This is a genomic window from Caballeronia sordidicola (assembly GCF_001544455.2).
Taxonomy (GTDB): domain Bacteria; phylum Pseudomonadota; class Gammaproteobacteria; order Burkholderiales; family Burkholderiaceae; genus Caballeronia; species Caballeronia sordidicola.
In genome coordinates, this window is the sequence record NZ_FCOC02000020.1 from 40,626 (window position 1) to 59,060 (window position 18,435).

Genomic DNA, 18,435 nt, shown 5'->3' on the forward strand with positions numbered 1-18,435 from the left:
GCCGCAAAGCAATGCCACGCGACCCTTCTTACGCTTACTTCACTTGCGACATCTTGCTTTCAGCCGACTGCGCGGCTTCGGTTCCACCATACTGCGAGATGATTTGTTCCAGCGTCTTCTTTGCAGCCGGCTTCTGGCCCTGCTCGATCTGGTTGTTCGCGATTGCGAGCAGCGCGTCGGGCGCCCGCGGATGCGTCGGGAAACTCTTCACCAGATTCTGCCACGTTGCGGTCGAGCCCTTGTAGTCACGCAACGCGTACTGCGCGTTGCCCAGCCAGTACTGCGCGGTCGGCTGATACGGACTCTGCGGATACTTCGCCACGAACGCCTTGAACGACGCCGCGGCATTCTTGAAGTCACCGTTACGGAACTGCGTCGACGCCGCATTGAACGCGTCGGTCTCGCCGGGCTGCACCGTACCCTGCACGCCATCCACCGTCTGCTGCTGCGGCTCGAACTTCTTCAACCGGCCATCGAGGTCGGCGTAGTAGTCCTTTTGCTGCTTCTGCAACGTGGTCAACTGATTGGCGAGATCCTCGTTCTGGCCGCGAAGCGTGGCGACCTGCTGATTCAACTGGTCGAGACGATTCTGCTGATCGAGGATAGTGCGCTGAGCCGACGACAACTGGCTAGCCAGGCTGTCCGTTTTCGTGCGCAAATCGAGCACGGCCTTGCGCGCTTCATTGTCATCGAACAATGCCGCATGTGCCGATCCGCCAACCACGGCCGAGCCCAGCAAACAAGCAACTGCGACCGCGCGCAGCGAAGGGAAGCGATACAACATACGGCAACTCACCCGTGACTGGTTCTATTACTGTTGATAAGCGAGATCAGCGCGGCGGTTTTGCGCCCACGACGACTCGTCATGACCGGTAGCCTGCGGCTTTTCCTTGCCCAGACTCACGGCTTCCATTTGCGTGTCGGCCACGCCCAGCAGCGACATTGCGCGACGCACAGCTTCCGCACGCTTCTGGCCCAGCGCCAGGTTGTACTCGCTCGTGCCGCGTTCGTCGGTGTTGCCCTGGATCAGGACGTGACGATCCGGATGGCTCTTCAGATACTGCGCGTGTTGCTGCAACAGCGGCTGATAGTCGTCACGAACTGCGTAGCTGTCGAAGTCGAAGTAAATGCTGCGCTTCGCGAGCGGGCTGTTCGGATCGTTCAGCGGATCGACGTTGACTTGCTGAACCGCGTTCGCGTCGGGTTGCGTGCCGATCGCGCCTTTGTTTGCACCTTCATCAAGCTTCACGCCCGAATGACATGCGGCCAGTGCACCGACCATCGCCACTGCAAAGCCGATACGAATTTTAGACATCATGGTTACTCTCCTTGTGTGTTGCTGCTTGAGTTATTGCATCAGGTTTATTGCATGAACGGACCCCAGGACGGCTCGCGTACGCTGCCCCCCTGAAGCGACAAGACTTGCCGCGTGCGGCCATCGGTCGACACGGCTGCCAACACGCCACGCCCGTTCACCTGGGTGGCGTAGAGGATGTACTGACCATTCGCCGCGAAGCTCGGCGATTCGTCATGCACGGTGTCGGTCAGGCCTGTAGCCGTACCGGACGCAAGGTCCAGCAGATACAGCTTGAAACCGCCGCCAACGCGCGAAATGTACGCGACTTGCTTGCCGTCCGGGCTCACTCGCGGGCTGGTGTTGTAGCTGCCCGTGAATGTGACGCGCTGTGCCGACCCGGCGCTTTCGCCATTTGCCGACATCTTGTAAATCTGGGGCGCGCCGCCCCGGTCGCTCGTGAAATAAATCGAATTGCCGTCGGGAGAGTAAGCCGGCTCGGTGTCAATCGAGCTGCCCGTGGTCAGGCGACGCAAACCGCTGCCGTCTGCGTTCACCTGGAAAATCTGCGTGTTGCCGGTGGCGGACAGGGCGACCGCAAGCTTGCGGCCGTCCGGCGACCATGCCGGTGCACTGTTATTGCCCTTCTGATTAGATACGATCACGCGTTTGCCTGTCGGCAGATCGTGAATATAGACAACGGGCTTTTTCTTTTCGAACGATACATACGCCACCTTGGTGCCGTCAGGCGACCAGGCCGGCGAGATGATCGGCTCGGGGCTGGAAAGCGCAATGCGCGCGTCCTGGCCGTCCGAGTCGGAAATCTGCAACTGATAACGGCCGCCCGTCTTGATTACGTATGAAAGCCGCGTCGCGAACACGCCGCGGCCGCCGAGCAACTTCGCGTAAATGTAGTCGGCCACCTTGTGCGCGCTCATGCGCAAGCCGCTTTCCGGGCTGACGAGGGACAGGCCGCCAAGGCTTTCCTGCTTCACCGTGTCATACAGGCGGAAGCGCACTTCGAACTGGCCGTTCGGTAAACGCGTCACGCTGCCCGATACGAAAGCATCGGCGCCCTTTGCCTTCCAGCTGCCAAGGTCGACGGAATCCGTCTCCGACACTGGCGTGCCGCCCGCGTCGATGTTCGTGAACTTGCCGCTGCGCTGCAAATCCTGGCGAATGATCGCGCTGACCTGCTGCGGCGAGTTCGCTTCGTTGGCAAACGTGGCGGTGGCGATAGGAAACTGAGTCGAACCCACGCCGGTCACGAGCACGTTCAGTTGCGCCTGCGCGGCGGATGTACCGGCCGCGATCAGGCAGGAGGCAACAAGCGTCTTCAAGCCAAGCTTCGTCATCAAACTCATGTATCTGATTCCAGAAAATGCAATATTTAAACTATCGATGGCTGCACAACAGACCGCCAATCGCACAATTCGTTCCCAATCTTCACACGAAGGGCATCAACGTCCTAAAAATGTTCGGCCGGACCGTTCAAATTCCGATCAGCCACCCGCCGGGCGCAAGGTGATCGTAAAAGCGGAGGGCGCCTGACCGTTGGTGTCGACGGGCATCGGGTCCGAGCGCTGCACTGCGCGCAACGCCGCTTCGTCCCATTGCTCGTTGCCGCTCGAACGCCGGATCGTCGCCGATAACAACGTACCTGTCGGCGAACAGCGCACCGCGACCACGGTCTCCAGTCCCGCCGTTTCCCCCGCCCACACAATATTCGGACGCACGCGCCGCTGCACCTTCTCGGCATATCCCGCCGATGTCGCCGTCCCGCCCGCGCCGCTACCCGTACCGCCCTTGGCGAGGCCGTCGCCGCTCGAGTTCGTGCCGCCGCCCGCCTGGCCCTGCAAGGCCGCCAGCCGTGCGCTGCGTTCCTTGTCGAGCTTGGCCTTCGCTTGCGCGTCGGCCTGCGCCTTGGCTTTGGCCTTCGCGTCGGCTTGTGCCTTTTCAGCCTGGGCCTTGGCATCCGCTTGCGCCTTCGCCTTGGCGTCAGCCTGTTCCTTTTGCTGCTCGGCTTTCTCGGCGTCGGCCTGCTTTTCCTTCGCTTGCTGCTGGGCCGCTTTCTGCTGCTCAAGCTTCTGCTGGGCGAGCTGCTTCTGTTTATCGGCCTGTTTCTGTTTATCCTGAGCGGCTTTTGCCGCCGCTGCGGCTTGCTGCGCGGCTTGTTGGGCCGCAAGCTGCTGGCGCTTGGCTTCGGCTTCCTGCTCAGCTTGTTGCTGCGCGCGCTGCTGTTCGGCGAGCTGCGCGGCGCGTGCCGCTGCTTCCTGCTTGCGCTTTTTTTCCTGCAGCGCAATGTCGGCGTCTTCGTCCTTCGCGGGCGGCGGCGCGGGCTGCACCCTCACTGGCGGCGCAGGTGGCGGAGCGATGCGCGGCGTGGGCGCCGACAGGTCGGGGATGTCTGTCCACAATTCGGCTTCGGCTCCGGCCGGCGTGTTGTTCTGCCAGTTCACGCCGTGATAGAGCAGGATGCCGAGCAGCACGTGCATCAGCGCAGCGAGCGCGAACGCCTTCCATGTGCCGCGTTCACGCGGCGGACGGACGGGGCGCGCACTGGTTCGCGCGCCAGGGTTCCCGCTTGGCTGCCGATTCATCATTGCGATTTGACTAACAATCCGACCCGTTTGACGCCGCGCGCCTTCATGTCGGACATCACGTTCATTACGACTTCATACTTCACGGTCTTGTCGGCGGCGATCACGACCGGCTGGTCCGGATGCGATTCCTGCCGGTTCAGCACGAAGTCATTGAGTTCCGACTTCGACATGTTCTGCTGTTGCGCCGCGCCGCCGTCTTCCTTGTAGCGCACGTTCATGCTGCCGTCCGCCTTGATATTGACCACCACCGGCGGCGTTTGCTCCTGCGGCGCGGCGTTGCCCACCGTCGGGAGGTTGATGATGGACGGCGAGACGAGCGGGGCGGTCACCATGAAAATGACGAGCAGCACGAGCATCACGTCAATGTACGGCACGACGTTGATGTCGGACATGGCGCGCCGTGAACTGCCGCGCATGCTGGAACGCATTGAACCTCCGGCCATTCTGAACTCCTTAGTGGGCCTGGCGCTGCAAGATGTTGGAGAATTCTTCGATAAACGTTTCGAAGCGGATCGCGAGGCGGTCGATATCGTGTGCGTAACGGTTATAGGCGACCACGGCAGGAATTGCTGCGAACAGGCCGATTGCCGTGGCCACGAGCGCTTCGGCAATACCCGGCGCCACGTTCGCAAGCGTTGCCTGCTGGACGTTTGCCAGGCCGCGGAATGAATTCATGATCCCCCAGACCGTACCGAACAGACCAATATACGGGCTGACCGAACCGACCGACGCGAGAAACGCGAGATTGACTTCAAGCACGTCCATTTCACGCTGGAAGGCGGCGCGCATGGCTCGGCGCGAACCATCGAGAATAGCGGCTGGATCGTTCATGCGGCGTTCCTTGCCCTTCAGGAATTCGCGCATGCCGGACTCGAAGATCCGTTCCAGCGCGCCGATGGTATGGCGGTTGTGCGCTGCGCTCTGATACAGCGCCTGCAGGTCGCCGCCCGACCAGAAATCGCGCTCGAAGCGCTCCGTCTGGGCGCGGGCGCGCCGGATGGCGAACCATTTACGAATGATGTACGTCCACGACAACAACGACAGTATCAGCAACAGCGCCATGACGGCCTGCGCCAACAGGCTGGCATGAATGACGAGAGAAACGATCGACAGGTCTTGTGTAGTGTTCATAAAAGTCCGCTGTTACGTCCCAAAGGGGCGTCCGGGTTGGTTCCAGTCAAAATGTCGGATTTCCGGTTGGAAAGCCGAAAGCGTCAACAATGTAGCCGCTGGAACGCACTCGGTGCTGCTGTGCTTGCGTGCAAAGGCTCGCAGGCTCTATTCGGTTCGGGTCTCGATGATGGAGCCAAAAAGTGTTTTTCTACATGAGCTTTTTCTGAACAAAGTTATTTAAACGATACTGTTGCCGGCACGGTTGACGCGCTGCACGCGCGCGGACCCCCGCGCAAGCCGCTCAGCACCGACGCGGGAATTCCCACTGGCCGGATGGACGCGAGACTGACCGACGCCACGCGTATGTTTCCGGCCGCCAGCAACACGCCATCGCGCCACGCTTCCTGGTGAAAGTCCACCGAAGCCCGGCCGATCTTTTCAATCCTGCTTACCACGTGGATGACATCGTCGAGCCGCGCGGGCGCCGAATATTCCACCGCCGTGCGCTTGACGACGAACAATACGCCATCTGATTCCGCCAGCTTGCGTTGATCGATGCCGCACGCGCGCAGCCATTCGGTGCGTGCCCGTTCGAAGAACTTCAGGTAGTTCGCGTAGAAGACGATGCCGCCGGCGTCGGTGTCTTCGTAGTAGACACGCAGCGGCCAGTCGAAAGTCAAAGGGCCGGTCGCCAGTTGAGGCTCGCTGGTTGACATATTCATCCACGCATTTTACCGGAAGCCGTAAACAGGCCGCCGAAACGCGCTGTAATGTGCTGCTTCCAGGCAACAACTGGCGAACGATTCATCGGGACGTGCCGAAAAAATGTCGCTTCAGCCGCGATGAACGCTCAACCCGGCGAATGATTGCGCTACCGGCATCATTTCGATGGTGTTGATATTCACGTGAGCCGGCAGCGTGGCGATCCAGTAGATGGCGTTGGCAATGTCCTCCGCCGTCAATGGCTCCACGTCCTTATAGACATTGGCCGCCTTCGCGTCGTCGCCCTTGAAGCGGACGTTCGAAAATTCGGTGCCGCCGCACAAGCCCGGTTCTATGTCGGTCACACGCAACGCCGTGCCTGACAGGTCCGCGCGCAAATTCAGGCTGAATTGGCGCACGAACGCTTTCGTTGCACCATATACATTGCCGCCCGCATACGGGTAGGTCGCCGCGACCGAACCCAGGTTGAACACGTGGCCGCGATTGCGCTCGACCATGCCGGGCAGCAGCGCATGCGTGACAGTTACGAGACCTTTGCAGTTCGTGTCGATCATGTTGTTCCAGTCGTCGAGGCTCGCGCGTTGCGCCGGCTCCAGGCCGAGCGCCAGTCCCGCGTTGTTCACGAGCACGTCGATGTCCGCGAATTCAGCCGGCAAGCCAGCGGCGACGGACTTGATTGCAGCGTCGTCGCGGACATCCAGTTCGACGGGCAAAAGTGCTTCGCCGAGTTCCTTCGACAACTCCAGAAGCCGGTCCTTGCGGCGCGCCGTGGCAATCACTCGATGGCCGCCTTTAACAAACGTACGGGCGATGGCAGCTCCAAAGCCGGCGGAAGCGCCAGTTACAAATACGATCATGTGCGGATTCCCGTTGTCAGGTTGCGGAAAGGGTCAGGATCGCGACACGCCTGGGCGCGCGCGGGAAAGCCAAACAGCGTACTTCCATTGATGCGGCGCGGCAAGCTGTCAGCCGGGTTTGCTCATCGTCCCGGCAAGCGCATTCGGCGTAGCCGGCTCTACGGCCCGCTGGCTCGACGGCAATTTTGGTGCCCGAACATCGATCGGCCGCGATTTGCCGCGGAGCAAGATCCTTCAGAATCGAACAATTTCAAGCGTTTAGCCGCTGTTGCCTAATCTCCGACGCCCCATTAAACTAAGGCTCTCCAGCCCTGCGTAACTGGCGACAAGGATCTTCGGGTCCAAGGTGGATTAACCCACCGGGAAGCGCGGGGTGCCGTTTTGCCGTTCGCCTGGGCAGCCGAGATCCGCACGCATTGAGCGCGTTGCCGGTGGCTGTCCGTCTTGCGTAAACGGAGCGTCTCTCTTCCGCCTCGCCTGGACCCATCGTGCTTCGCTCTCGCGGTGCAGACATTTTGCGCACGCGCGATCCGGTCAACTGACACCCATTCAACGGAAAACGTATGTTTGATAGAGCCAAAAGCACCATCGCCCAAGTCGATCCGGAATTGTTTGCGGCGATCGAGAAGGAAAACGAGCGCCAGGAAGATCACATCGAGCTGATCGCGTCGGAGAATTACACGAGCCCGGCCGTCATGGCCGCCCAGGGCTCGCAGCTCACGAACAAGTACGCCGAAGGTTATCCGGGCAAGCGTTATTACGGCGGTTGCGAGTATGTCGACGTGGTCGAGCAACTGGCAATCGACCGCGTGAAGCAGTTGTTTGGCGCCGAAGCCGCGAACGTGCAGCCGAACTCCGGTTCGCAGGCCAATCAGGGCGTGTTCTTCGCCATGCTGAAGCCCGGCGACCCCATCATGGGCATGAGCCTCGCCGAAGGCGGCCACCTGACGCACGGTTCGCCCGTGAACATGTCGGGTAAATGGTTCAACGTGGTCAGCTACGGCTTGAATGAAGCCGAAGACATTGACTACGACAAGACCGAAGAGCTTGCCAAGGAACACAAGCCGAAGCTGATCGTGGCGGGCGCTTCGGCGTTCGCATTGAAGATCGACTTCGAGCGGCTCTCGAAGATTGCGAAGACCGTTGGCGCGTATTTCATGGTCGACATGGCGCACTACGCGGGTCTGATTGCAGCGGGTGTTTATCCGAACCCGGTGCCGTTCGCCGATTTCGTCACCACGACCACGCACAAGAGCCTGCGCGGCCCGCGCGGCGGCGTGATCCTGATGAAGGCCGAGTACGAAAAGCAGATCAACTCGGCTATTTTCCCCGGCATCCAGGGTGGACCGCTGATGCACGTGATAGCCGGCAAGGCCGTCGCGTTCAAGGAAGCGCTCTCGCCGGAATTCAAGTCGTATCAGCAACAGGTCGTGGATAACGCGCGCGTGCTGGCTGAAACGCTGGTCAAGCGCGGCTTGCGGATTGTCTCGGGACGCACCGAAAGCCACGTGATGCTGGTCGACCTGCGCGCCAAGCACATTACCGGCAAGGCGGCGGAAGCCGCGCTCGGCAAGGCGCACATCACGGTCAACAAGAACGCCATTCCTAACGATCCGGAAAAGCCGTTCGTGACGAGCGGCGTGCGTCTCGGCTCGCCAGCCATGACCACGCGCGGCTTCGGTGTGGCCGAGGCGGAGCAGGTCGGTAACCTGATTGCCGACGTGCTGGACGCGCCGGAAGACGAAGCGAACCTCGAGCGCGTGCGCGCGAAGGTCGCTGCGTTGACCAGGCAATTCCCGGTATACGGCTAAGCCATGCGCTGCCCCTTCTGCGGTCACGAAGACACGCAAGTGGCCGACTCGCGTGTGTCGGAAGATGGGGCGGCTATTCGCCGGCGGCGGCGTTGCCCCGCCTGCGACAAGCGCTTCACCACGTATGAACGCGTGGAACTCGCATTGCCGTCGGTTGTTAAAAAGGACGGTAGCCGTACCGAGTTCGATCGCGCGAAAATTGTGGCAAGCATGCAACTCGCGTTGCGCAAGCGCCCGGTTGCGGCCGACGCCATCGACGCCGCCGTTGCTCGCATTGAATATCAGTTGCTGGGCAGTGGCGAACGCGAAGTTCGCAGCGACCGTCTGGGCGAACTTGTCATGAACGAGTTGCGCCAGTTGGACACCATTGCCTACGTGCGGTTTGCTTCGGTTTACAAGCGTTTTGAAGACGTATCCGAATTCGAAGACGTGCTCGAAGAATTCCGCCGCGCCGCGCCGCGCAAAGCCAGTCCCCGCAAACGCTGAGCGTTTCTGCATTTCTTTGCCCCTCGCATGAAACCGTGATCGTTTCGACAGTATGTCGAGGCTTTTGCGCGTCCGATACTCGGCCAATCGGCTAATGGCGGACATCGAAAATTCTCTTTAGATTGGTTGCTGGTCCGGTTCAATCGATGAGGGATGCAAATGAATTTTCGTTATTCACCTGGCTTCACGCTGATCGAGCTTGCCGTCGTGCTTGCGGTCATTGCGGTCGTCGCGACGTTTTCCGCACCGTCAATTGTCGTGTGGCACAAGCGCGATCAGGTCGACGCCCGGGCGCGCGCCATGTTGTCCAGTCTTGCACTGGGACGCTCCGAGGCGATCCGGCGCGGCGCTCGCGTGACCTTGTGCCGGATCAATGCCGCACATGCCTGCCTCGTGGCAGGCAAGGCGTGCGACGGGGGACTGACGGACTGGGCATGTGGCTGGGCGCTCTTTGCCGAGCGTGATAACGGCCGCGTGCTGATCCGCATGCAGCCCGCTTTGGCAGGCGTTGCTGTTGGCGGAACGGGAAGCGAGTTGTCGTTCACGCCCCCGTCGGGGCAAATCATTGGCGGATTCCGCAGCTTCGAATTCAGTGCGCGCGATGGCGCGTTGGCATCGCTTGGCGCACGCGGGCGCCGATGTATCCGGATCGCTGCTGGTGGGCGCGCGCGTCTCACGCAAGGAGCATGTGGAGCAGCCGCATGAAGACCTTGACGAACGGATCCAACCGCGGCGACTCGCTGATCGAAGTGTTGATTGCGCTGGCGCTGAGTGCCGTGACGGCGCTTGGCATTATCGGCGCGCAGTTGTGGCTGGCTCGCAACGAACGCGCGCTGATGGCGCGTGAGATGGCGGTATCGATTGCAGATTCCGTTGTCGAGGGAATCCGCCGCGATTCTGACCGCGATCCGGTCGTGGCGCAATGGCGCGCGCGGGCCGAGGCGGCGCTGCCGGATGGTGGCATCGACGTGCTGGATCGCGGAAATGGCGTGCATGTTGCCGTGGTCAAGTGGCGGTCACCGGCATCGGGTAAGGACGCCGAAGCTTCGTGCGCCGAGCCGGGCGCCGGTGCGAAACTGGCCTGTGTGGCCGTGGCGTTCGCACGATGAATACGCCTGGCACATCTCAGCGTGGTCATACGCTGCTCGAACTGTCGATTTCGGTGGCGCTCGGTTTGCTTATCGTCTTCGCGACCCTTTCGCTCTATCGCGGGCAACGGCTCGCCTATGAACGCGCCGCCGAAACGGCGCGGTTGCGCGATGCGGCAAGCAACGCCCTCGACCTGATTGCGCAGCAGGTTCGAATGGCGGGCTTCGCGCTGGCAGGGATGGGCGCGTCGAGTGGGCCGGATTCGTCGGCGGCATTGTTCGGCTGCTCGGCGGGCCGTCCGATGGGAAGCGACTCCGCGCCGGTCTGCGAGACGTTGACGGGCCGTTCGGACGGCATCCTGATCCGCTACGCCGCCGATACGATCTCGACATGGCCCTCATCGGCAGGGTTGCCTACTGATTGTCTTGGACAGGCATCGGCGGGTGAACAAATCACGAATCGTTATTACGCCAAGGCGAGTTCGTCCACCGTCGAGCCTGAGCTTTATTGCGAAGGCAGCGGCAAACCTGGAACCGGACAACCGCTGGTAGAGGGAATCGAACGGCTCAGGATCGGCTATTGGTTGAAAGACGCGCCATTTTCCGTCGATGCAGTGGCGATTTCCAAAGATCGCTGGCGGCTCGTCACAGCGGTCGATCTATGCGTGCTCGTGCGCGGCGACGTGCCGAGCGCAAATTCGCGTCCGAGTTACTTGGACTGTGATGGCGTATCGGCTGTATCCGCAGATGGCCGCGTCCGGCACGCGTTTCACCGACGCATTGCCTTGCGCAACGGACGGGAGTCGCTATGACGGCGTGTAATCGTTCTCGTCCATACACACGCGGAATTGCGTTGCCCATCGTTCTGCTTGTCTCGTCAATGCTGCTCGTTACCGCCGCTGCATGGCTCGAAGCGGCGTTGGTTGGTGCAAAGGCAACCGGCGGGCTGGAAGATCGTGTGAAGGCTTTCCATAGCGCCGACAGCGCGTTGCTGCGCTGCACCCGCATTGCGTTCGACTCCTTGCCAGAGCCAAGAGACGTCACGAGCGTACTCGGCAGCGAGCCGGAAAAGTGGCGCCTGAAGGCATCGTTCGAAGGTCCATCGGCGAACGCGATCACTCCGTTCGCGACCTGGCCGCATGCAGCGAGGCCGCCGCAATGTCTGATCGAGGCATGGCCGGCCAGATCGCGCGAGGGCAGCGCATTCCTTATTACCGCTCGTGGATTCGGCGGACACGCGGGAAGCGAAGCGTGGCTGCAACAGCAGCTCGAAATCACTGAAAGCGGCGTGGTCGGGCATTGGCGTCGAGTGGTCGCAAAACCTTTTCAGACAAGCTCACCATGAACATGAACTCGACTGCAAATGCGTTCAAGGGCTTCAGCTTGCTCGAGCTCATGATCACGCTCGGTGTCGCGGCCATCATCGCGATGTTCGCAGTTCCGGTTTATCAGCAGCAAGTGCTTAAGGGACGGCGGCTGGACGCGGTTGCTGCGCTTTATCGTGCTGCGCAATACGTGGAAAGCGCGCGGACGACGTCGGGTAACGAAGTCGAGCCTGCATTGCCGGCGGGTTTCGATCAGGCGCCCGCCACCGGGGCGCCAGTGTACATATTACGAATACTGGCGGAGTCGGAGATGAACGGCGGCTACACCATTGAGGCTGAGGCAGTGCCACCCGGCAACGACGCCTGCGGCACTTTTTCCCTCGATGCTACCGGCGTGAAGTCGAATCGCGCCGCCGAAAAACTCTCGCCGCCCCAAGTGGCGGCGTGCTGGAGCGGCAAATGAACCCGCTTATGCAAACGAGAGGATCAGGCGTCGGGCTCGACCACCGTATCCGTGGATGTATTAGCCGGATTCGATTTCATCTGTTGCCACACGCGGTACGCCTCCCAGCCAAGCAGCCCGAGCCCTCCCCATTTGAGGATCGGCTTTGCGCTCGAAAGAAGCCGGGTGCGTACAGGTTTGGTCAGCACCAGCGAAGCGATCGAACCCACCACGGGGTATTGCTTGAACAGCAAACTCAGATTGCCGCCGCTGAACAGATTGCCGAAGCCGCTCATGCGGTTCATGAATCCACCGGCTCCCGAAGTACGGCCGCGCTTGCCGCGCCCGGGCATGATCAGGTTCAACACGCTGAAGTGCTTGACCTTGTAGCGCAGATCGGCGCTTGCCTGCGCCAGTTCCATGCGCTCGACATCAGCCCGAGCGATCAGCAGCTCCTTGCGCAGTGCGCGCATGTGGGGCGTGCTCAGTTTGTGCGCATTCGCTCGCTTTTGAGCTTTGAAGGTGTCGTCGGTTTGACTCATGGCGTGGCAGGCTCGTGGAAAGTCATCGATAAATACAGCACCGGACATGCAGCGCGGCGACGCGCGCATTGCATATCAGTTGAACGTGTCGCGGTCTTTCTTGAACTCGGCGAGCGTGCTCTCGAACACGTTTGGCGCGTTGCTCAGTCCGGCGCGCGCCCGCAGCGCGCAGACAATGGCGACCAGGACATAGACCGCCGTGATCGCGGCGAGCGATTGCCATCGGTAAGTGCCCCAGAACGCAATTGCGATGAGGACCGTCAGCGTAATGAGCGCCATCATGGTCAGCATCATTGCGGCGAGGCCGAGAAAAAGAACGCCGATAAGCCGCTCTTTTTCTTCCGAAAGTTCAATGCCGATCAACTCCAGCCGGGTTTCGAAGATGGAGAAAACGGAGCTGACGATGCGGCGCAACGGCCCTTGCGAATCGTGCTGAAATTGCCTTTCTGTCGTCATGGCTTGAGCGCGAAGAGCGCGTTATTTTTGGCGCGAAATATCCGGGTGGACTTCGTAGCATCCAGCCGGTCTGTGAAGCGAGGCGCCGGGAGGCCGGCGGCAGCTTTTTGCTTCGTTCTGGCTAAACAGGCAAGGTTCGGGCCGGGTCCGCTCGCGCGAGCATCGGAAAAGCAGTCACGCGGCGAACCAACGGCAACAAAGGCCTAACGGCGATTGATCAGCAAGCCAATGACAACGCCAATGCCGCCTGCAATTCCAATGGATGCCCACGGACGCTCGTGCACGAAGTCATCGGTGGCGCGCGCAGCCTTCTTGCCCTTTTCGATCACCACGACCTGTGCGTCCGCGGCCTTTTCCTTCGCTTGTTTCAAGCGAGTCAGAGCGGTCTCGCGCAGCTCGGATGCACGCTCGCCAGTGGCACTCGCGGCCTGCTTCAACAGGTCTTCGGCGTCTGCGAGAACGGTTTTGATATCCGACATGAATCGCTCCTTATTGATTTCCGACATTGATGGCTCCAAACGGGTGAGGCTACGCCAATCGTACCAAAGAAGCGGCGGGTGACCAGCGTCCATCCGGCCCCGAAACCAGAGCTTGCAGTTTTTGTTCCCGATGCACGAAGGCCGCCTGTCATCGGCTTGTTGTAGCCGTTTCAGCTTGCGCAATCGAAGGATCGGCGTCTGCGTCGCGCGCGTTCATGGCAATTACGATCGCAAATGTTTCTGTCGTGGACCAAAAAATTACAAAAATGCATGACGATCTGACGGAATGTTCGTTCGTTGTGCAGGCTTGGTCACGTATGCTTTAATTTTGATCGGGCCGCCTCGTCCATTTGGAAATCGGCGTGGCTATTGCAGATTTGCCGCGAAATGAAAATCGCGATCTATTCACTTGAGGAGATACACCATGAGCTTGCGTCTTGGCGACACAGCGCCCGACTTCGAACAGGACTCCAGCGTCGGCCGCATCAAGTTTCACGAATGGCTGGGCAATAGCTGGGGCGTGCTGTTCTCGCATCCCGCCGACTTCACACCGGTCTGCACCACCGAACTCGGCCTGACCGCCAAGCTGGCCGGCGAGTTCGAGAAGCGCAACGTGAAGGCGATCGCTTTGTCGGTGGATAACGTGGAGTCGCACAAAGGATGGATCAAGGACATCAACGAAACGCAGGCAGCCAATGTCGGTTTCCCGATCCTCGCCGATGGCGACCGGAAGGTTTCCGAGCTGTACGACATGATTCATCCGAATGCCAATGCCACGCTGACGGTGCGATCGCTTTTTGTCATCGATCCGCAAAAGAAGGTGCGTCTGACGATTACCTATCCGGCGAGCACGGGCCGCAACTTCGACGAAATCCTGCGCGTGATCGATTCGCTTCAATTGACCGATAGCCATCAGGTCGCAACGCCGGGTAACTGGAAGCAGGGCGACGACGTGGTGATCGTGCCGTCATTGACGGACGAAGAGGAAATCAAACGGAAGTTTCCGAAGGGCTACAAGGCCGTGCGTCCGTATCTGCGCCTCACGCCGCAACCCAACAAATAACGCCATTGCGTGAACGCTGAGGTCGAGAAAAAGCCAACGCCCTGAAATGCGTTGGCTTTTTTATCGGCGAATCGGGGCGAATCCCAGCGAATCAGAAAAACGCCTGAATGCCGGTCTGCGCGCGCCCAAGGATCAGTGCGTGGATATCGTGCGTGCCTTCGTACGTATTCACCACTTCCAGGTTCACCAGATGACGAGCGACCCCAAACTCGTCGGAAATACCGTTGCCGCCGAGCATGTCGCGCGCGAGGCGGGCAATATCGAGCGCCTTGCCGCATGAATTGCGCTTCATGATCGACGTGATTTCAACTGCTGCGGTGCCTTCGTCCTTCATGCGGCCGAGGCGCAGCACGCCTTGAAGGCCGAGCGTGATTTCGGTCTGCATGTCGGCGAGTTTTTTCTGCACGAGCTGGTTCGCGGCGAGCGGCCGGCCGAATTGCTTGCGATCCAGCGTGTATTGCCGCGCCATGTGCCAGCAGGCCTCGGCCGCGCCGAGCGCGCCCCACGCGATCCCGTAGCGCGCCGAGTTCAGGCAAGTGAAGGGCCCTTTGAGTCCGCTCACGCTCGGCATCAGGTTTTCTTGCGGGACGAAAACTTCGTCCATGACGATTTCACCGGTGATCGATGCCCGCAAGCCGACCTTGCCGTGAATCGCGGGCGCGGTCAGTCCTTTCCAGCCTTTCTCGAGAATGAAGCCGCGAATCTGGTCGCGTCCGTCTTCTTCGAGCTTCGCCCAGACGACAAAGACATCCGCGATAGGCGAATTCGATATCCACATCTTCTGGCCGGAAAGCGAAAACCCGCCGTCGACCTTCTTGGCGCGCGTGGTCATGCTGGCCGGGTCTGAACCCGCGTTCGGTTCGGTGAGTCCGAAGCAGCCAATCCATTCGCCCGTAGCCAGTTTCGGCAGGTATTTCTGCTTTTGCGCGTCGGTGCCGAATTCGTTGATTGGCACCATGACGAGGGACGACTGCACGGACATCATTGACCGGTAGCCTGAATCCACGCGCTCCACCTCGCGCGCAATCAGGCCATAGCTGACGTAGTTGAGGCCGGGGCCGCCGTATTGCTCGGGAATGGTCGGGCCGAGCAGTCCGAGTTCGCCCATTTCACGAAAGATCGCAACGTCGGTGTGCTCGTTACGGAACGCTTCCAGCACGCGTGGCTGCAACTTGTCCTGCGCGTAGGCGTGCGCGGCGTCGCGGATCATGCGTTCTTCATCGCTCAACTGTTGATCGAGCAGCAGCGGATCTTCCCAACTGAAACGGGCAGCATCGGCCATGGTGTTCTCCTGTTCCTTCTATTCCTAATTGCAGGCTTGACGGAAGTTCCGCTAAGCGGAACAATGTTTTGCAAATCAATGACCGAGTCTAGCATTCGATGCCATCAACTTCCATTGGGGAATCCGGCCTGTCCGGAGCCTCAGCCTCGCCGGATGGAGTCGATGAACGCCGGTTTGTCGTGGCGCTGGCTCGCGGGCTGGAATTGCTGCGCGCATTTCGACCCGGCGAAACCTTGCTCGCGAACCGCGATTTCGTTGAGCGGACCGGGCTTCCCAAAGCCACCGTCAATCGTCTTGTCTACACGCTGACAACGCTCGGCTATCTGCGCTTCGATGAACCCGCTGGCAAGTACGCGCTCGACACCGGCGTGCTGTCGCTTGGTTTCGCGTTACTGGCTGGCGCGGACGCGCTCGAACTGGCCCGTCCGCACATGCGCGTGCTGGCGAGGGAAATTGGCGCAGCTGTTTCGCTCGGATGCCGCGACGGCCTCGACATGATTTATCTCGAAACCATTCGCAGTGAAACCGCGCTGACGCTCGGCCTCGCGCCCGGCTCGCGGCTTTCCATGCTCACCAGTTCCATGGGCCGCGCCTATCTGGCCGTGCAGGAGCAGGACCTGCAAGCGGCATTGCTGGAAGAACTCGGCGCGGCGGCGGACAAAAGCGGCGAAAACGGCGCGCGACTGGTGAAAACGGCGCGGAACGCCATTGCCGACTACGCGCGCGACGGTTGTTGTTATTCGTTTAGAGACTGGCATGCGGATGTAAATGCGATCGCCACGCCGTTACGCGATGTCCGCAACGGCCGCTGGCTGGTCTTGAGCAGCAGCGGACCGGCGTCGTCCATGAGTGAAGCCTATTTCCGCGATATTGTCGGACCGAAGCTCCGTGCCTTGGCCGCACGGCTTGGCTAGGGACGCCAATCCATCGAAAACTGATTTGGAAATAACCTCCCAAAGTGGCCGCTCTTAGAACATAATTCGATGAAACAGCCGCAGGGAGACTAAAAAATGACAGGGTTCTCGCTGGACGCAACGGATTGCCGTATCTTGTCGGTGCTGCAGGAAGACGGAAGGATCAGCAATCTCGATCTCGCCGAACGGATTTCGCTTTCGCCCTCGGCGTGTCTGCGCCGCATGCGCCTGCTTGAGGAAGAAGGCGTGATCGCGAGCTATCGCGCGTGTCTGGACAGGGAACGGCTCGGGGTTGAGCTGGAGGCGTTCGTTCACGTGTCCATGCGCAACGATCAGGAAAACTGGCACGAGAAGTTCGCGGCGGCCGTGCGCGAATGGCCGGAAGTCGTGGGCGCGTTCGTGGTCACGGGCGACACGCATTACGTGCTGCGCGTACTTGCACACAACCTCAAGCATTACTCAGACTTTATTCTGAGCAAGCTTTACAAGGCGCCGGGTGTCATCGATATCCGCTCGAATATCGTGCTTCAAACCATGAAGGACGAAGCGGGCGTTCCGGTTGCATTGATCGACCGGACAGACTGAGATTCACAGCGAACCAATCGTGTGGAATTGCCCCGCCTGGAAAACCAGCGGGGCTATGTCCGCTGCATTTTCGTGCACGCCGCAACGTTCGACCTGACCCACGAAAATCACGTGGTCACCTTCCTGATAGCGGCTCCGGTTGTGACATTCGAACCACGCCAGCGCGCCATCGAGCACGGGCATGCCCGTGTCGCCGGCCGCGTGCGACACGCCGGCGAAGCGGTCGCCCTTGAGTGTCGCGAAGCGCTTGCACAAATCGACTTGCGTGGCGGCGAGCACATTGACCACATAGTGGCTATTGGCCTGGAACACCGGCATGGATGCTGATTTTGTGGCTAAACTCCAAAGCACGAGCGGTGGATCGAGCGATACGGAGTTGAACGAGCTTGCAGTAATGCCGATCAGCTGGCCGGACTCGGCGCGCGTGGTGATGACGGTGACGCCGGTGGCGAACTGGCTCAAGGCATCTCGAAAAGCGGTTGCATCGAAATTCGGCGGATTGGCGCGTTTCATCGGGAGAGGTTCGTTTTCGATGGTATCGGCGAAATCCAGGCGGCGTGCACACAGGCTGCGTGCTCAGGAACCGGATGAAAATTTCGAAGTCATCGGAAGATTGCGATTGTTGCGATTCTAGCGGAATCGACTCTGCCGCTAATAATGGCACTGGCGTGTGAAAGGCCTCGCGCGCAACACGGACACCCGAAAACCAGTAAGCTGGAAGGGTTGATTCAAAGGGCTTCCGCACGCATCTTCACGACTGCGGAACACGAACCAGGAGCCAGCATGACGCAACATGACGAGCAGGCGAAGCGCGAAACCGCCACCATCGGCGGTGGATGTTTTTGGTGTACCGAAGCGGTGTTTCTGGGCGTTGAAGGTGTGTTGTCGGTCGAATCCGGGTATGCCGGCGGCCAGGTGAAAGACCCGACGTATGAACAGGTCTGCGACGGCACGACCGGGCACGCGGAAGTCATCAAGGTGGAATACGATCCTGCGGTGATCGGATACAAGGAAGTGCTGGAGATTTTCTTTGCCACGCACGATCCGACCCAGCTCAACCGTCAGGGTAATGACGTTGGCACGCAGTATCGGTCGTCCATTTTCACGCACTCCGACGAACAACGGAAAATCGCGCTGGAAGTGATAGACGAGCTGCAAAAGGGCGGCATATTCGATGGCAAGATCGTTACCGAAGTGACGCCGTTGAACGGCAACTATTATCCGGCAGAGGATTATCACCAGAACTACTTCGAGCAACATCCGAACCAGGGATATTGCGCGTTCGTGGTCGCGCCGAAGGTGGCGAAGTTCAGGCAGAAGTTTGCCAGCAGGCTCAAGCGTTGAAAACCGGACGGGCTTCGGGAAATCGAAG

At 60.2% G+C, this 18,435-nt stretch carries 24 protein-coding genes and 1 riboswitch; of the genes, 11 read left to right on the forward strand and 13 right to left on the reverse strand.

Annotation, left to right across the window (positions count from 1 at the left end; all coding sequences use genetic code 11):
* Positions 1-34: 34 nt before the first annotated feature.
* The 8 genes from ybgF to ydfG all read right to left on the reverse strand — a co-directional run bounded on the left by ybgF (position 35) and on the right by ydfG (position 6,590).
* Positions 35-784 (reverse strand): tol-pal system protein YbgF, encoded by a 750-nt coding sequence (ybgF, locus tag AWB64_RS24395; protein WP_060858012.1) that lies wholly within the window; start codon positions 782-784, stop codon positions 35-37.
* 27 nt (positions 785-811) lie between these two features.
* Positions 812-1,318 carry a peptidoglycan-associated lipoprotein Pal gene (gene pal, locus AWB64_RS24400; protein ID WP_047845194.1) on the reverse strand — a complete coding sequence of 169 codons (507 nt, stop codon included), beginning with the start codon at positions 1,316-1,318 and terminating at the stop codon, positions 812-814.
* A 44-nt stretch (positions 1,319-1,362) separates the two neighbouring features.
* On the reverse strand, positions 1,363-2,658 hold the full coding sequence (gene tolB, locus AWB64_RS24405) for a Tol-Pal system beta propeller repeat protein TolB (RefSeq protein WP_060858013.1): 1,296 nt from the start codon (positions 2,656-2,658) through the stop codon (positions 1,363-1,365).
* 138 nt (positions 2,659-2,796) lie between these two features.
* A complete protein-coding gene (gene tolA / locus AWB64_RS24410) occupies positions 2,797-3,894 on the reverse strand; it encodes a cell envelope integrity protein TolA (protein WP_060858074.1) in 1,098 nt (365 codons plus the stop codon).
* Positions 3,894-4,340: a protein TolR gene (gene tolR, locus AWB64_RS24415; protein WP_060858014.1), complete on the reverse strand. Its 447-nt coding sequence runs from the start codon at positions 4,338-4,340 to the stop codon at positions 3,894-3,896. The genes tolA and tolR overlap by 1 nt, the downstream gene beginning before the upstream one ends.
* A 10-nt stretch (positions 4,341-4,350) precedes the next feature.
* Complete coding sequence (gene tolQ / locus AWB64_RS24420; protein WP_060858015.1) at positions 4,351-5,028, reverse strand: protein TolQ; 678 nt, start codon at positions 5,026-5,028, stop codon at positions 4,351-4,353.
* A gap of 215 nt (positions 5,029-5,243) precedes the next feature.
* On the reverse strand, positions 5,244-5,726 hold the full coding sequence (gene ybgC / locus AWB64_RS24425; RefSeq protein ID WP_060858016.1) for a tol-pal system-associated acyl-CoA thioesterase: 483 nt from the start codon (positions 5,724-5,726) through the stop codon (positions 5,244-5,246).
* Between the two features lie 117 nt (positions 5,727-5,843).
* On the reverse strand, positions 5,844-6,590 hold the full coding sequence (ydfG, locus tag AWB64_RS24430; RefSeq protein WP_060858017.1) for a bifunctional NADP-dependent 3-hydroxy acid dehydrogenase/3-hydroxypropionate dehydrogenase YdfG: 747 nt from the start codon (positions 6,588-6,590) through the stop codon (positions 5,844-5,846).
* A 305-nt stretch (positions 6,591-6,895) separates the two neighbouring features.
* Positions 6,896-6,995, forward strand: a riboswitch (ZMP/ZTP riboswitch).
* 158 nt (positions 6,996-7,153) lie between these two features.
* Between ydfG and glyA the strand changes: the two genes are divergently transcribed.
* From glyA to AWB64_RS24465, 7 genes are all read left to right on the forward strand, one after another.
* A complete protein-coding gene (glyA, locus tag AWB64_RS24435) occupies positions 7,154-8,401 on the forward strand; it encodes a serine hydroxymethyltransferase (RefSeq protein ID WP_060858018.1) in 1,248 nt (415 codons plus the stop codon).
* Between the two features lie 3 nt (positions 8,402-8,404).
* Entirely contained in the window at positions 8,405-8,887 is a 483-nt protein-coding gene (nrdR, locus tag AWB64_RS24440) for a transcriptional regulator NrdR (RefSeq protein WP_060858019.1), read from the forward strand.
* A gap of 153 nt (positions 8,888-9,040) precedes the next feature.
* A complete protein-coding gene (locus AWB64_RS24445) occupies positions 9,041-9,592 on the forward strand; it encodes a GspH/FimT family pseudopilin (protein ID WP_060858020.1) in 552 nt (183 codons plus the stop codon).
* The gene (locus AWB64_RS24450; RefSeq protein ID WP_060858021.1) at positions 9,589-9,996 is read left to right on the forward strand and encodes a type IV pilus modification PilV family protein; all 408 of its coding nucleotides are present in this window, start codon (positions 9,589-9,591) and stop codon (positions 9,994-9,996) included. The genes AWB64_RS24445 and AWB64_RS24450 overlap by 4 nt, the downstream gene beginning before the upstream one ends.
* The gene (locus AWB64_RS24455; RefSeq protein ID WP_060858022.1) at positions 9,993-10,787 is read left to right on the forward strand and encodes a PilW family protein; all 795 of its coding nucleotides are present in this window, start codon (positions 9,993-9,995) and stop codon (positions 10,785-10,787) included. Before AWB64_RS24450 ends, AWB64_RS24455 begins: the two co-directional genes overlap by 4 nt.
* A gap of 41 nt (positions 10,788-10,828) precedes the next feature.
* Positions 10,829-11,320, forward strand: coding sequence for a pilus assembly PilX family protein (locus AWB64_RS24460; protein WP_244164195.1), 492 nt, complete (start codon positions 10,829-10,831; stop codon positions 11,318-11,320).
* On the forward strand, positions 11,317-11,763 hold the full coding sequence (locus AWB64_RS24465) for a type IV pilin protein (protein ID WP_341845250.1): 447 nt from the start codon (positions 11,317-11,319) through the stop codon (positions 11,761-11,763). Before AWB64_RS24460 ends, AWB64_RS24465 begins: the two co-directional genes overlap by 4 nt.
* A gap of 23 nt (positions 11,764-11,786) precedes the next feature.
* Here the strand turns inward: AWB64_RS24465 and AWB64_RS24470 are convergent, their stop codons facing one another.
* The 3 genes from AWB64_RS24470 to AWB64_RS24480 form a co-directional block, all read right to left on the reverse strand.
* Positions 11,787-12,284, reverse strand: coding sequence for a DUF3318 domain-containing protein (locus AWB64_RS24470; RefSeq protein ID WP_060858025.1), 498 nt, complete (start codon positions 12,282-12,284; stop codon positions 11,787-11,789).
* Between the two features lie 75 nt (positions 12,285-12,359).
* Positions 12,360-12,740 (reverse strand): phage holin family protein, encoded by a 381-nt coding sequence (locus AWB64_RS24475; RefSeq protein WP_060858026.1) that lies wholly within the window; start codon positions 12,738-12,740, stop codon positions 12,360-12,362.
* 203 nt (positions 12,741-12,943) lie between these two features.
* A complete protein-coding gene (locus tag AWB64_RS24480; RefSeq protein WP_056355014.1) occupies positions 12,944-13,246 on the reverse strand; it encodes an ElaB/YgaM/YqjD family protein in 303 nt (100 codons plus the stop codon).
* A gap of 397 nt (positions 13,247-13,643) precedes the next feature.
* On the opposite strand from AWB64_RS24480, the gene AWB64_RS24485 reads away from it, so the two are divergent.
* On the forward strand, positions 13,644-14,282 hold the full coding sequence (locus AWB64_RS24485) for a peroxiredoxin (protein ID WP_060858027.1): 639 nt from the start codon (positions 13,644-13,646) through the stop codon (positions 14,280-14,282).
* A 91-nt stretch (positions 14,283-14,373) separates the two neighbouring features.
* Here AWB64_RS24485 and AWB64_RS24490 read toward each other — a convergent pair whose 3' ends face one another.
* The gene (locus AWB64_RS24490) at positions 14,374-15,564 is read right to left on the reverse strand and encodes an acyl-CoA dehydrogenase (protein WP_060858028.1); all 1,191 of its coding nucleotides are present in this window, start codon (positions 15,562-15,564) and stop codon (positions 14,374-14,376) included.
* A gap of 98 nt (positions 15,565-15,662) precedes the next feature.
* Here AWB64_RS24490 and AWB64_RS24495 point away from each other — a divergent pair, with 98 nt between their 5' ends.
* Together AWB64_RS24495 and AWB64_RS24500 are read left to right on the forward strand one after the other, a co-directional pair.
* Positions 15,663-16,478, forward strand: coding sequence for an IclR family transcriptional regulator (locus AWB64_RS24495; RefSeq protein WP_060858029.1), 816 nt, complete (start codon positions 15,663-15,665; stop codon positions 16,476-16,478).
* Between the two features lie 96 nt (positions 16,479-16,574).
* Positions 16,575-17,063: an Lrp/AsnC family transcriptional regulator gene (locus AWB64_RS24500; RefSeq protein ID WP_060858030.1), complete on the forward strand. Its 489-nt coding sequence runs from the start codon at positions 16,575-16,577 to the stop codon at positions 17,061-17,063.
* Between the two features lie 3 nt (positions 17,064-17,066).
* Here the strand turns inward: AWB64_RS24500 and AWB64_RS24505 are convergent, their stop codons facing one another.
* The gene (locus AWB64_RS24505; protein ID WP_060858031.1) at positions 17,067-17,576 is read right to left on the reverse strand and encodes a flavin reductase family protein; all 510 of its coding nucleotides are present in this window, start codon (positions 17,574-17,576) and stop codon (positions 17,067-17,069) included.
* Between the two features lie 270 nt (positions 17,577-17,846).
* Between AWB64_RS24505 and msrA the strand changes: the two genes are divergently transcribed.
* Entirely contained in the window at positions 17,847-18,407 is a 561-nt protein-coding gene (gene msrA / locus AWB64_RS24510) for a peptide-methionine (S)-S-oxide reductase MsrA (protein ID WP_060858032.1), read from the forward strand.
* Positions 18,408-18,435 lie beyond the last annotated feature (28 nt).